Source organism: Nocardia sp. NPDC055029 (genome assembly GCF_053608525.1).
On the sequence record NZ_JBSGVQ010000008.1, the window covers coordinates 190,555 to 204,066 of the forward strand.

Sequence of the window (13,512 nt, forward strand, 5' to 3'; positions counted from 1 at the left end):
TCGCCATCAAGCGTGAACGTCGAAGACGAATCCCTCGATCGTGACTCCTGGCGCGAACGAGAACGCGACGCCCGTCGAGATCGGCTCGTCCCTTCCCGCCTGGGCGGCGATTCGTTCGAGCACGAAGATCAGTGAGACGCTCGACATGTTTCCGTACTCACCGAGCACACTCCAGCTCGTCGCCGCGGCTTCCGGCGCTAGGCCGAGGGATCGCGCGGATTCGAGCAAGATCTTCGGCCCGCCCGGGTGGATTGCCCACACATCGATGTCTGACTGCCGCAATCCATTGCGGCGCAGGACGTCTCCGACGACGGGAGCGACGCCGTCGTAGATGTACTTGGGCACGTTCTCGGACAGTTCGCACGTGATGGCGTCGTGGGTGACGCCGACCGCGATGCCGTCTTCGGTGCCCTCGAACAAATGGGTGAAGGCGTCCCGGATGACGATCGCCCCGGCGGCGGGCTGCTCCGTTCCGGGGTGTGCCCCGATGACGACCGCGCCGCAACCGTCGCCGAACAAGCTGTGCGAGACCGCGTCGTTGACGCCTTCGACGGGGACGACGTGCACTGAATTGAGCTCGATGCACACGACCATCGCCTTCTTGTCCGGGTTGGCGCGGACAAAGTCCGAGGCGGCGCGAATTCCATTCATCGCTGCCGCGCATCCCATGAAATTGACTACCAGGCGAGCGACCGATCGGGGCAGTCCGAGGTTCTCGACGACCGCGACGTCGACGCCGGGCGCGATAATGCCGGTGCTCGTGGCGAACACGAGCAGCCCGACGTCGGCCGGGTCGACACCGTCGAGTGCGCGCCGCGCCACGTCGACCGCGAGCGGAACGGCGTGGCGGTAGAACAGGCGCATGCGATCCTGGATCGTCGCTGGTTCGCCGGGAAGTCCGGCTTCCAGCGGGTCGACCGCGAAGTGCCGGGTGTTGATCATGGTCTTGCGGAAGATGCGCCTGACCCGGGACTGCTGCTCCGGATCGGTGAATTGCCCAGCCATCCAGTCCGCCGCGTCGGATTGGTCGAGGACCAGGCTGGGCGCACCGGTCGCGATCGCCTCGATGACGGGGACGGTCGGTGCCGACTGCTCGCCCGCTTGCGGGGCTGTGCCTGCGAGAAGTGCCTGGTCGAGTGCGAGTGACATAGAGCCGTTCTTCCTCGTGCGAGCGATTGGGGTACTTCCCATCGTCGACGAGCGAATGTCCGGCAAATAGGCACCCAAGGGGGTGTGAATCCCCACCTGGCACCGACGTGCTGATGGCCCTCGCCGCAGGAGCCGCCATCGGCGTTCTCCGCGGCGGGGCCGAGCGGCTCAGGCAGTAGCGACGAAGCCCGCGACCGCGTCGGTGAAGGCGTCGTTGTCGTCGCCTGCTGCGGTGTGCGCGGCCGCGGTGATCTCGGCAAGGCGGGCGTGCGGTGCCAGGGCGAGGAAAGCGGCGGCGCCCTCGTCGCTGACCACATCGGACTTGCCGCCGCGGACCAGCAGGACCGGGATGGTCAGCGCCTCGGCGGCGGCTTCCATCTCGGCGATGCGAGCCTGGGGGTTGTCCTCGAGGCCGGTGAGCAGGTCGGGGTCCCAGTGCCAGTACCAGCGGCCCTCGCGCTGACGCAGGTTGCGCAGCAGGCCGTCGGCGTTGTCGGGGCGCGGGCGGTGCGGGAGGTAGGCGGCGACCGCGTCGGCGACCTGGTCGAGGGTGTCGAAGCCGTCGCGGTGCCTGCCGAGGAAGTCCATGACCCGTTCCACGCCTTTGGATTCCGAGCGGGGCACGATGTCTACCAGCACCAGGGCGCGGATCGCGCTGCCGGGCGTCGCGGTGGCGAGCAGGCCGGTGATGCCGCCCATGCTGGCCCCGACGACGACCGCGCCCGCCTCGGGCGTCGCGCCGAGCTGCTCGAGCACCGTGAGCAGATCGCCGACCATCGCGTCGCGGGTGTAGTCGCGCGTCGGTGACCAGTCGCTGTCACCGTGGCCGCGCGCGTCCACCGCGACGACGTGCATGCCCGCCGCCGCCAGCGCTCGGCCGGTGCGCTTCCACGAATGCCGGTTCTGCCCGCCACCGTGCAGCATCACGACCAGTGGGCCGTCTGGCACACCGAAACTGTCGGCGACCAGGGTGAGACCGTCGCAGCTGCGCAACCGCAGCGTCGTCGGTTCCAGCGGCTCGATGGAGCTCGGCATAACACCTCCTGAACGTTGTTCACTGTGCTGAACGTTGTTCAGAATGTAGCGTGAGTCCCCGATCGAAGGGAAGTGGGGACCAGTGGCCGCATCGAGCCGGGCGGGGCGCCGAGACGAGATCGCCGAGGCGAAACGCGCGATCATCCTGCGCGCGGCCAGGACGATCTTCGAGGAAGACGGCGTCGACGCGGCCAATATCCGGGCCATCGCCACCGCCGCCGGCTATACCCCCGGCGCCCTCTACGCGTACTTCCCGAGCAAGGAGCACATCTACGCCGCCCTGCTCGGCGAATCCCTGGAGCGACTCTCGGCCGAGGTAGCGGCGGCGACCGTCCTCGACGACCCCGCCGCCCGCTTCCGAGCCGCGGGCCTGGCCTTCTTCGACTTCTACGACGGCAACCCCCGCGACCTCGACCTGGGCTTCTATCTCTTCCGCGGCGGCGTCCGCCCCCACGGCCTCGGCGCCGAACTGAACGCAGGCCTCAACGCCGCCATGCTGTCCGGCCTCGCCCCGATCGTCTCCGCGGCGATGGAACTCGGCGCCACCGAGGAACGAGCCCGCGTCATCACCGCCGACGTCCTGGCCCACCTCTCCGGCCTGCTCCTGCTGGCCCACACCAAACGCCTGGCCCTCCTCGGCGGCGCCGACGCCCGCCAGATGATGCGCGAGTACCTCGACCTGCGCATCGACGCACTGCGGGCCGGACGCGGCTGACCCCGCGTCCGGGCCGATCCGTAGTTTCGCGGTGACGCAGCAACCGAGAGCGAAAATCCCTCATCGCCTGGTGATCATGCGCCCGGCAGGCCAATCGGCTGCGATGCTGGGGATCGCCGGAGGTCGGTAGCGTCGTGGGTATGGCAGGACGGAATGTGGTCGATCCCGCGCAGGTGCGGGCGGCGGTGTGGGCTGTGGGGGAGTGGTTGCGGGATGCGGCGGTGGGGGCGCCAGGGCGGGCCGAGATCGCGGCGGCGGTGCGGGGGACGGCCAGGGCGCTGGCCGCTGACGCGCCGGGGCATTCGGTGGAGGTGCGGGTGCCGCCGTTCGTGGCGGTGCAGTGCATCGAGGGGCCGCGGCATACCAGGGGGACGCCGCCGAACGTGGTGGAGACCGATCCGCGGACCTGGTTGTTGCTGGCTACCGGGCTGCTGGACTTCGATGCGGCAGTGGAGTCCGGGGCGCTGTCGGTGTCGGGGATGCGGGCGGGGGAGATCGCCGGATGGCTGCCGATCGTGCCGCTGCCGGGGAAGGGGAGCGACGCGGCTTCCGGGTGAGCAGCTCAGGCGTCGGAGTTCTTGCGGTGCAGGCCTTTGTAGTCGTAGTAGCGGGTGATGGTGACGCCGCCGATCACCGCGATCGCGATGCCGAGCAGGGACATCCAGATCCCGCGGTCGAGGCCTGCCTCGTAGTTGGCCTCGAAGTACAGGATGGAGCGGACGCCGAGGAAGACCTGGTGCATGGGCTCGAATTCGGCGAGCCAGGCCATGTGGGGCGGGATGGCTTCGATCGGGACGGTGCCGCCGGAGGAGGGCAGGCCGAGGATGACGAACAGGATCAGGTTGATCAGCAGGCCCGCGCTGCCGAAGGCGGCGAGGGTCATCAGGCCGGTCCAGCCGACCGCGATCATCGCCAGGACCGAGAACAGGTACAGCGCGAGGGGGTTGCCGATGGGCATGCCGACGATTTTCGCCGAGAGCATGAAGACTCCCGAGATGACCACCGAGGCCAGCGTCATCACACCCCATTTGAGGAGCAGGGTGTGGAAGCGGGAGATCGAGGCCGTCGGGTAGTGGACGAACCAGGGGCCGTATTCGGTGGGGACGAAGCCGAGCTGGGCGTCGACCATCGTGTGGATCACCATCGCGCCGACCATGCCTGCCAGTAGCAGGAGCAGGGCGTAGAAGAACGCGGTCAAGCCCTCGCCGGAGCCACTGGGCAGCGGGCGGAACTGCTGGGACACCACCTCGACCGGGCTCTCCAACGTGAGCGTCGCCGCGCCGGACACCTGGGGCACCGGCGCGCCCTCCGGTGTCTGCGCGAGGGTGGCCTTCACCTGATCGGTCAGCTGGGTGCCGACCTGCTTGTTCACCTCGGCCAGTGCCTGGTCGCCGATGCGGTGCACGATCTGCACGCCGAACGCGCCCATCCCCGGGTTGGTCTGCACGGTGATGATCGGCCGTTCCATCTCGCCGGCCACGATGCTGCCCGCACCGAGAATGCCCAGACGTTTGCTGAAGTCACCGGGGATGACGATGGCGCCGTAGACCTGCGCGTTGCGCAGCAACTGTTCGGACTCCGCCTTGCCGACGACGCGCAGATTCACCTTGTCGGCTGGCACGTTCGCGACCAGCCCGTCGGCGACCTGCTTGCCGTAGTCGACCCGCTTCTGCTGGTCGCCGGAGCCGGTGACATCGCCGACATCCAGGTTGACCAGCGCGATCGGGAAATCGTGCAGGTTCTCCTCCGGATCGGCGACATAGCCGAGGTACATCACGCCGAGCAGCGCGGTCAGCGCCGTGAGCACCAGCGTGGGGATGACCACGATGTGGGACCAGTGACGCCGATCGGGCGCGGGTGTGGCGAATATCGCTTCGCCGGTCGGTGCCTGTCCGGAATCTTTTCGCTCCGACCTGGCGTTTTCACTATCCGAACCGGCATCACCGGCTGCTTCGTGCCCGCTGTCGTCCGTTGTCACCTTGCGCACGGTAACAGCTCACGACGGCTTATCGGTGGGTACGCGAACAGGAGATTGCTGCCGGGATGCGAGCGCGCGTACTACGTGCCTGTATTCACCCGTAGAATGACGGGTGCCCCCAGCCCGCCCGAACAGGGAGCAAACGGTGAATGACCCCCACGAGCCCGAGAACGAGCCCCGCGAGGAGTGTGGCGTTTTCGGCGTCTGGGCTCCCGACGAGGACGTAGCAAAGCTCACCTACTACGGCCTGTATGCGCTGCAGCATCGCGGGCAGGAGGCGGCCGGTATCGCCGTCTCCGACGGCTCGCAGATTCTGGTCTTCAAGGATCTCGGCCTGGTCAGTCAGGTCTTCGACGAGCAGACCCTCGGCGCGATGCCCGGTCATATCGCCGTCGGACACTGCCGCTACTCCACGACCGGTGGCGTCACCTGGGAGAACGCGCAGCCGATCTTCCGCACCACCGCCGTCGGTTCCGGCCTGGCGCTGGGCCACAACGGCAACCTCGTCAATACCGCCGAATTGGCCGGGCGCGCACGCGAACTCGGCCTGATCGGGGCGGGCGTGATCGACGGCCGCCCGCAGATGACCGGCGCGACCTCCGACTCCGACATCGTCACCGCCCTGCTGGCGCACGCCGCGGCGGACTCGAGCATCGAGCAGGCCGCGATGGAACTGCTGCCGCAGCTGCGCGGCGCGTTCTGCCTGACCTTCATGGACGAGCACACCCTCTACGCCGCGCGTGACCCGCACGGCGTGCGCCCGCTGGTGCTCGGCAGGCTCGACCGGGGCTGGGTCGTCGCCTCCGAGACCGCCGCGCTCGACATCGTCGGCGCCGCGTTCGTCCGTGAGATCGAGCCGGGCGAGCTGCTCGCGATCGACTCCGACGGCGTGCGCTCGATGCGCTTCGCCAACCCCGAGCCCAAGGGCTGCGTCTTCGAGTACGTGTACCTGGCTCGCCCCGACACCACGATCGCCGGGCGTTCGGTGCATTCGACCCGCGTGGAGATCGGCCGCAAGCTGGCCAAGGAGAGCCCGGTCGAGGCCGATCTGGTGATCCCGGTGCCCGAGTCGGGCACGCCCGCCGCGGTCGGGTACGCGCAGGGCTCCGGCATCCCCTACGGCCAGGGCCTGATGAAGAACGCCTACGTGGGCCGAACCTTCATCCAGCCGAGCCAGACCATCCGCCAGCTCGGTATCCGGCTCAAGCTCAACCCGCTGCGCGAGGTGATCCGCGGCAAGCGGCTCATCGTCGTCGACGACTCGATCGTGCGCGGCAACACCCAGCGCGCGCTGATCCGCATGCTGCGCGAAGCCGGTGCGCTCGAGATCCACGTCCGGATCGCCTCGCCGCCGGTGAAGTGGCCCTGCTTCTACGGCATCGACTTCGCCTCGCGCGCGGAGCTGATCGCCAACGGCGCGGGCGCCGACGACAGCTACGACGACATGGTCGAGAACGTGCGCCGTTCGATTGGCGCCGACACCCTCGGCTACATCTCGACCGAGGGCATGATCGCCGCCACCGAGCAGCCGGCCAGCAGGCTGTGCACCGCCTGCTTCACCGGCGACTACCCGATCCCGCTGCCGCAGGAGGCCGCCATCGGCAAGAACGTGCTCGAGGGGATGCTCTCGGGCAAGCCGGAGGCGAAGCTGCTCGCCGAGAACGTCAACGCCGATGCGTTGAGCAGGCCGTAGCGCCGCGCATCGTCAGCAGAAGGGCCGGTCAGGATAAACCTGATCGGCCCTTTTTGTGTTGTGTACGCAAGTAATTCCGGTAACCGATAATTTCGTAAGATTAGTTCATAACATACCCGCAATTTTTCGCACGAATTGATACTGGGCGGTAATGGTTCGCCTGTACGGTCCCCCGTTATATCGCTAGCTCACCGCGTTGTCGTCGCACCTGTGATCCGGGTGCGGCGCCGACGTGGCGTTCGAGAATGGGATCTGATGTTGAACAGTGCACTGAGCGTTCGCAAGAATCGCGCGAAACAAGTTGCCGCAGTGGGTGTCGCGGCTGTCGTCGCCGCCGCGCTGGCCGGCTGTGGTTCGGGCCGCACCGATGAGGCGGGTTCCGGCGCGGGGCTGGTCGTCGGCACCACGGACAAGATCTTCTCGCTCGACCCGGCCGCCGCCTACGACAACGGCTCGCTGCTGGTGGAGAACCAGATCTATTCGTATCTGCTGAATTTCGCGCCCGGTGACACCACACCCAAGCCCGATGCGGCGGAGAAGTGCGAGTTCACCGCGCCAACCGTGTACACGTGCAAGATCAAATCCGGACTGACATTCGCCAACGGAAATCCGTTGACCGCCAAGAGCGTCAAGTTCTCCTTCGACCGGATGCTGAAGATCAACGATCCGCACGGTCCCGCCTCGCTGCTCGGTAATCTCGACAAGACCGATGTGGTCGACGATCTCACCGTCGCGTTCACGCTGAAGGTCGCCAACGATCAGACCTTCCCGACCATCCTGCCGACCCAGGCGGGCCCGATCGTCGACGAGAAGGTGTTCTCGGCCGACAAGGTGGCCACCGACGAGGAAGTCGTTGCGGCGAAGGGCTATTCGGGTCCGTACACGATCACCAGCTACGACAAGAACAAGCTGGTCGAGTACCAGGCGAACCCCGCCTACCAGGGCATCCTCGGCACGCCGAAGAACACCACGGTGTCGACCAAGTACTACGCCACCTCCGACAACCTGAAGCTGGACCTGCAGAACGGCGCCATCGACGTCGGCTACCGCTCGTTCACGCCCACCGACATCGACTCGCTCCGTGCCGATTCCAAGGTGAAGGTCACCGACGGACCCGGCGGCGAGCTGCGCTACATCGTGTTCAACATGAACACCATGCCGGGCAACACCCCCGAGCAGAAGCTGGCAGTGCGCAAGGCGCTCGCGTCCTCGGTGGACCGGGAAGCGCTGGCCTCCTCGGTGTACAAGAACACCTATCAGCCCGCGTACGGCTATGTGCCCCAAGGCATGACGGGCGCGGCCGAGCCGTTGAAGCAGCTCTACGGCGCCAAGCCGGATAAGACACTGGCGGCGAAGTTCCTGGCCGACGCGGGGGTCGCCACTCCGGTGACGCTGAACCTGCAGTACAACCCGGACCACTACGGTTCCAGCTCCTCGGAGGAATACGCCGCGGTCAAGTCGCAGCTCGAGGCCTCCGGCCTGTTCAAGGTGAACCTGCAGTCCACCGAATGGGTCACCTACCAGAAGGAACGCGCCTCCGACGGCTACCCGATGTACCAGTTCGGCTGGTTCCCCGACTTCCCGGACGCCGACAACTACCTCTCGCCGTTCTTCGGGCCGAACAACTTCCTGCAGTCGCACTTCGAGAACCCCGGCATCAATGCCCAGCTGACCGCCGAGACCACCGAATCCGATCCGGCCAAGCGCGCCGAGCTGCTGCAGAAGATCCAGACCGACCTGGCGCAGAACCATCTGCCGACGTTGCCGCTGCTCTCGGGTAAGCAGGTCGCGGTGTCCAAGCCCGGCGTCGCCGGTGTCGAGCAGACCCTCGACGGCTCGTTCAAGTTCCGGTTCACGGTACTGAGCAAGTGAGTGACGTACCCGCTGCGCCCGGATCGCTGATCCGGGCGCAGCGTTTCGGGTGGATGCGCGGCGGGGGTTCCCGCCAGGTGGCTTTGCTGCGGTACCTGCTGATTCGGCTGCTGCTGATTCTGCCGACCGCGTGGTTGCTGGTGACGGTGGTGTTCTTCCTGATGCGGGTGATCGGCGACCCGATCAGCGCGGCCATGGGTGGTCGGCTCACCCAGGATCAGATCGAACAGCGCAAGGAAGCGGCCGGGCTCAACAGGCCGATACTGGTCCAATATTGGGAGTACATCACCGGATTCCTGCACGGTGATTTCGGCCGGACCCAGGACAACCAGGCGATCAGCGAGGTGGTGATCACCTACGGCGCTGCCACGTTCGAGCTGGTGTTCTGGGGGCTGGTCGTCGCCTTCGCCGTCGGCGTGCCGCTGGGCAGATACGCGGCGACACACCGGGATTCGACCTCGGACGCGGTGCTGCGGTTCTCGGCGGTGCTGGCCTACGCGGCCCCGGTGTTCTTCGTCGGCATGCTGTTCAAGCTGATCTTCTCGGTGTGGCTTGGCTGGTTCCCGGTCGGCGGGCGGGCCAGCACCGATGTCGAGCTCGCGCTGCAACATGTCTCGCCGAAGACGAACATCCTGATCGTCGACGCGATCCTCTACGGTGACCCGTCCTATGTGCTCGACGTGCTCGAACACGCGGTGCTGCCCGCCCTCGCCCTGGGGCTGCTCACCGGCGGCATCTTCCTGCGGCTGGTGCGGGTGAACCTGATCCAGACGCTGCGCAGCGATTTCGTCGAGGCGGCGCGGGCGCGTGGGTTGTCTTCGCGCGTGGTCACCGGGCGGCACGCGGTGCGCAATGCGCTGATCCCGATCATCACGGTGATGGGCATGTGCATCGCGATGATGCTCGGCGGCGCGGTGCTCACCGAGACCACCTTCGAGTGGAAAGGCCTCGGCTATCAGCTCGCCGAGTATCTGCGGGCGCGCGATTTCATTGCGGTGCAGGGCATTGTCGCGTTCATCGCACTGGTGGTCGCGGTGATGAGCTTCGTCGTCGACGCGATCGTCGCGCTGATCGACCCGAGGGTGAGGTTCTGATGAGCACGGCAACCGTCACAAGGCGGCGCCTGCCGGGCGCCGATCTCCTGACGAAGACCGCTGGACTGCAACGGGTCACGCTCATCACGGGGCTGGTTCTGGTCGCGGTGTTCGTGCTCGTCGCGGTGTTCGCGCCGCTGCTCGCCCCCTATGGTCTCGCCCAGAACTCTTCCGACGGTGTGGCTTTCGTGTCGCAGCAGCCGCCGTCGGCCGAGCACTGGTTCGGTACCTCGGTGCGCAGCGAGGACGTGTTCTCCCGGGTGCTGTTCGGTGCGCGGACGGCGTTGCTGGTGATCGTGATCGCGGTGGTGCTCTCGTTGCTGGTCGGCGTGCCGCTCGGGCTGTTGTCCGGGTACGTCGGGCGGTGGGTGGACCGGGTGCTGGTGCTGGTCATGGACGCCATCTACGCGTTCCCGTCGCTGCTGCTCGCCATCGTCGTGTCGATCGTCGTCGCGGGCGGGACGTCGAGCAGTCTCGGCGGGATGCTGTCGGCGGCCATCGCGATCACGGTGGTGTATGTGCCGCAATACTTCCGGGTCGTCCGCAACGCGACGGTGGCGGTGAAGACCGAACCGTATGTGGACGCGGCGCGGGTCACCGGTGCGTCGACGGCGCGAATCATGTTCCGGCACATCCTGTCCAATGTCACCGGGTCGCTGCCGGTGATCATCACCATCAATGCCGCCGACGCCATTCTCACGCTGGCCGCGCTCGGCTTCCTCGGGTTCGGCATCGAACCGACCCAGGCGGCCGAATGGGGTTATGACCTGAACAAGGCGCTCAACGACGTGTCCAACGGGATCTGGTGGACCTCCATCTTCCCCGGCACCGCGATCGTGCTCGTCGTCCTCGGGATGACGCTGGTCGGGGAGAGCATCGACGAGACGCTGAACCCGCTGTTGCGGACGCGCCGGGCGGTCACCACGGTCGAAGAGAAGGAGACGGTCGATGACTGAAACCCGCACGCCCGCACTGTCGGTCGCCGGATTGTCGGTGACCTTCGCGACCGACAGCGGGCCCGTCGCGGCCGTGCGCACTGTGTCGTACGAGGTGTTTCCCGGCGAGGTGCTCGCCATCGTCGGCGAGTCCGGATCCGGAAAGTCGGTGAGTTCGCGCACCGCGATCGGGCTGCTGCCGCACACCGCGCAGGTGCGCGGGCTGGTCAGCATCGGTGACCGCGCGGTGACCGCGATGACCGAGAAGCAGCTGACCGCGTTGCGCGGCCGCGAGGTCTCCATGATCTTCCAGGAGCCAGCCCGCGCGCTCGACCCGCTGTTCACCGCAGGCTTCCAGATCTGCGAAGCATTGCGCGCGCACAGCGGGATGGGCCGGAAAGACGCGCGCGCCAAGGCGATCGAGCTGTTGCGCACGGTCGGGCTGCCCGATCCGGAGCACCGGGTCGACTACTACCCGCATCAGCTCTCCGGCGGGCAGAAGCAACGCGTGATGATCGCCATCGCCATCGCGTGCGAACCCAAGGTGATCATCGCCGACGAGCCGACCACGGCGCTGGACGTGACGGTGCAGGCCGAGATCCTGGAACTGCTGCGCGATCTGCGCGACCGGCTCGGCAGCGCGATCGTGCTGATCACCCACAACATGGGTGTCGTCGCCGACCTGGCCGATCGGGTGGTGGTGATGCGGGCGGGTGAGGTCGTCGAGCAGGCGCCGGTGCACGAGCTGTTCGCCAGCCCGCGCGCCGAGTACACCAGGGCGCTGCTCGACGCTGTTCCGCATCTGGGGGCGGCGACCATCGAGCGGCCCGTGATCGATCCGGATGCCGAGCCGGTGCTCGATGTCAGCGATCTGGTCGTGCAGTTCCCCGGACCGTTCGGGCGGCCCGCGTTCCGGGCCGTCGACGGGGTCAGCCTGCGGATCCGGCCGGGGGAGACCCTCGGTGTGGTCGGCGAGTCCGGGTCGGGCAAGTCGACCATCGGGCGGTGCGTGGCGGCGCTGCAGCGGCCGACCTCGGGGCGGGTGCTGATTCGCGGACAGGACATCGCCGAGTTGTCCCAGCGCAAGCTGCGGCCGATCCGGCGGCGCTTCGGTTTCGTGTTCCAGGACCCGGCCGGGTCGCTGAACCCGCGCCTGACCGTCGGCGAGTGCGTGGCCGAACCGCTCGTCGTGCACGGCGTCGGTGATCGCGCGAGCATCCGCGAGCGGGTCAGGCACATGCTCGACGACGTGCGGCTGCCCGCGGGCACCGAGAACCGCTATCCGCACGAGCTGTCGGGCGGCCAGCGACAACGGGTGAGCCTGGCCAGAGCGCTGGTACTCGATCCCGACCTGCTCGTGGCCGACGAACCGACGAGCGCGCTCGACGTCTCGGTGCAGGCGGCGGTACTCGAGCTGTTCGCCGATCTGCAGCGCGGCTGCGGGTGGGCGTGTCTGTTCATCAGTCACGACCTCGCCGTCGTCGACCAGCTCGCCGATCGGATCATGGTCCTGCGCGACGGAACCTGCGTCGAGGAAGGCGACAACGAGCAGATTCTGCGCAACCCCCGGCACGAGTACACCCGCCGCCTCGTCGCCGCTGTTCCGGTACCGGATCCTGTGCAACAGCGCAGCCGCCGGGCGGAGAACGCCGCCGACCGGTGCAAATCACCCGCACTGGCCACCGAGCTGGAACAATGAGCTAGGAGCCGCACGACAGCTGAACCGGCGGATCACTTAGAGTTACTAGGCATCTATCCGCCGATTCGGTTTGGAGCTTTCCCCCACAATGACTGAACAGACACCCAGCGGTGCAGGCGCTTCCTACGCTGCGGCAGGCGTGAGCATCGAAGCCGGTGACCGCGCCGTCGAATTGTTCGGACCATTGGCGAAGAAGGCCAGCCGACCCGAGGTGCAGGGCGGCATCGGCGGCTTCGCCGGTCTGTTCGCGCTCAAGGGCGGATACCGGGAGCCGCTGCTCGCCGCGTCCACCGACGGCGTCGGCACCAAGATCGCCGTCGCCCAGGCGCTGGACAAGCACGACACCGTCGGCCTCGACCTGGTCGCCATGGTCGTCGACGACCTGGTGGTCTGTGGCGCCGAGCCGCTGTTCCTGCAGGACTACATCGCCATCGGCAAGGTCATCCCGGAGAAGGTCGCCGAGCTGGTCTCCGGCATCGCCGAGGGTTGCATCAAGGCCGGTTGCGCGCTGCTGGGCGGCGAGACCGCCGAGCACCCCGGCCTGATGGACCCGGACGACTACGACCTGTCCGCCACCGGCGTCGGTGTCGTCGAGGCTGATTCGGTGCTCGGCCCCGACCGTGTGCGCCCCGGTGACGTCGTCATCGCGATGGGTTCCTCGGGCCTGCACTCCAACGGCTACAGCCTGGCCCGCAAGGTCCTGCTCGACATCGACCGGATGTCGCTGACCGGCTACGTCGAGGAGTTCGGCCGCACCCTCGGTGAGGAACTGCTCGAGCCGACCCGCATCTACGCCAAGGACTGCCTGGCGCTGATCGCCGAGACCGATGTGCGCACCTTCTCGCACGTCACCGGTGGCGGTCTGGCCGCCAACCTGGCGCGCGTGCTGCCCGCGGGCCTGGTCGCCGAGCTGGACCGTGGCACCTGGAACCCGGCGCCGGTGTTCAAGATGATCGCCCAGCGCGGTCGCGTCGAGCGGGCCGAGATGGAGAAGACGTTCAACATGGGCGTCGGCATGGTCGCGATCGTCGCGCCCGAGGACGCCGATCGCGCGCTGGCGGTGCTCACCGCCCGCCACATCGACTGCTGGACCCTGGGCCAGGTCAAGAAGGCCGCCGACGTCGCCGCGCCGCGTGCCGTCCTGCTGGGCGACCACCCCAGGTTCTGACGCACAACAGCCTTCACCATGTGAGCCGGGTCGCTGCTGCGACCCGGCTCATGTGTTTGTCGTGGTTTGCACGCCGCAGGAACGGCTAACCCCGACGGAAGGGGTAAGTGCCTGTCGGCTCGGGGTGGTCGGGGCCTCGAGGCGGCGAACACGACGAGCGTCCTGTGTGTGCAC

11 protein-coding genes are annotated in these 13,512 nt (G+C 67.5%); 8 read left to right on the top strand and 3 right to left on the bottom strand.

The features are described 5' to 3' along the window. Window positions 1-6 precede the first annotated feature (6 nt). On the bottom strand, window positions 7-1,149 hold the full coding sequence (locus tag ACWF9G_RS10725; protein WP_452514851.1) for a type III polyketide synthase: 1,143 nt from the start codon (window positions 1,147-1,149) through the stop codon (window positions 7-9). A 168-nt stretch (window positions 1,150-1,317) separates the two neighbouring features. Next, window positions 1,318-2,184 (bottom strand): alpha/beta fold hydrolase, encoded by an 867-nt coding sequence (locus ACWF9G_RS10730; RefSeq protein WP_452514852.1) that lies wholly within the window; start codon window positions 2,182-2,184, stop codon window positions 1,318-1,320. Window positions 2,185-2,266: 82 nt separating this feature from the next. Here ACWF9G_RS10730 and ACWF9G_RS10735 point away from each other — a divergent pair, with 82 nt between their 5' ends. Then, complete coding sequence (locus ACWF9G_RS10735; RefSeq protein ID WP_452514853.1) at window positions 2,267-2,899, top strand: TetR/AcrR family transcriptional regulator; 633 nt, start codon at window positions 2,267-2,269, stop codon at window positions 2,897-2,899. Between the two features lie 140 nt (window positions 2,900-3,039). Next, window positions 3,040-3,456 (top strand): sterol carrier family protein, encoded by a 417-nt coding sequence (locus tag ACWF9G_RS10740; RefSeq protein WP_452514854.1) that lies wholly within the window; start codon window positions 3,040-3,042, stop codon window positions 3,454-3,456. 5 nt (window positions 3,457-3,461) lie between these two features. On the opposite strand, the gene ACWF9G_RS10745 is transcribed toward ACWF9G_RS10740, so the two are convergent. After that, complete coding sequence (locus tag ACWF9G_RS10745; protein ID WP_452514855.1) at window positions 3,462-4,724, bottom strand: YhgE/Pip domain-containing protein; 1,263 nt, start codon at window positions 4,722-4,724, stop codon at window positions 3,462-3,464. A gap of 298 nt (window positions 4,725-5,022) precedes the next feature. Between ACWF9G_RS10745 and purF the strand changes: the two genes are divergently transcribed. From purF to purM, 6 genes are all read left to right on the top strand, one after another. Continuing rightward, complete coding sequence (purF, locus tag ACWF9G_RS10750) at window positions 5,023-6,570, top strand: amidophosphoribosyltransferase (RefSeq protein ID WP_229739943.1); 1,548 nt, start codon at window positions 5,023-5,025, stop codon at window positions 6,568-6,570. A 255-nt stretch (window positions 6,571-6,825) separates the two neighbouring features. Next, window positions 6,826-8,442, top strand: coding sequence for an ABC transporter substrate-binding protein (locus tag ACWF9G_RS10755; protein WP_452514856.1), 1,617 nt, complete (start codon window positions 6,826-6,828; stop codon window positions 8,440-8,442). Between the two features lie 53 nt (window positions 8,443-8,495). Further along, window positions 8,496-9,536: an ABC transporter permease gene (locus tag ACWF9G_RS10760; protein WP_379306579.1), complete on the top strand. Its 1,041-nt coding sequence runs from the start codon at window positions 8,496-8,498 to the stop codon at window positions 9,534-9,536. Next, on the top strand, window positions 9,536-10,492 hold the full coding sequence (locus ACWF9G_RS10765) for an ABC transporter permease (RefSeq protein WP_379306572.1): 957 nt from the start codon (window positions 9,536-9,538) through the stop codon (window positions 10,490-10,492). The genes ACWF9G_RS10760 and ACWF9G_RS10765 overlap by 1 nt, the downstream gene beginning before the upstream one ends. After that, window positions 10,485-12,170 (top strand): ABC transporter ATP-binding protein, encoded by a 1,686-nt coding sequence (locus ACWF9G_RS10770; RefSeq protein ID WP_452514857.1) that lies wholly within the window; start codon window positions 10,485-10,487, stop codon window positions 12,168-12,170. The genes ACWF9G_RS10765 and ACWF9G_RS10770 overlap by 8 nt, the downstream gene beginning before the upstream one ends. Before the next feature lie 88 nt (window positions 12,171-12,258). After that, on the top strand, window positions 12,259-13,338 hold the full coding sequence (gene purM, locus ACWF9G_RS10775; protein WP_452514858.1) for a phosphoribosylformylglycinamidine cyclo-ligase: 1,080 nt from the start codon (window positions 12,259-12,261) through the stop codon (window positions 13,336-13,338). The last annotated feature ends 174 nt before the right edge of the window (window positions 13,339-13,512 follow it).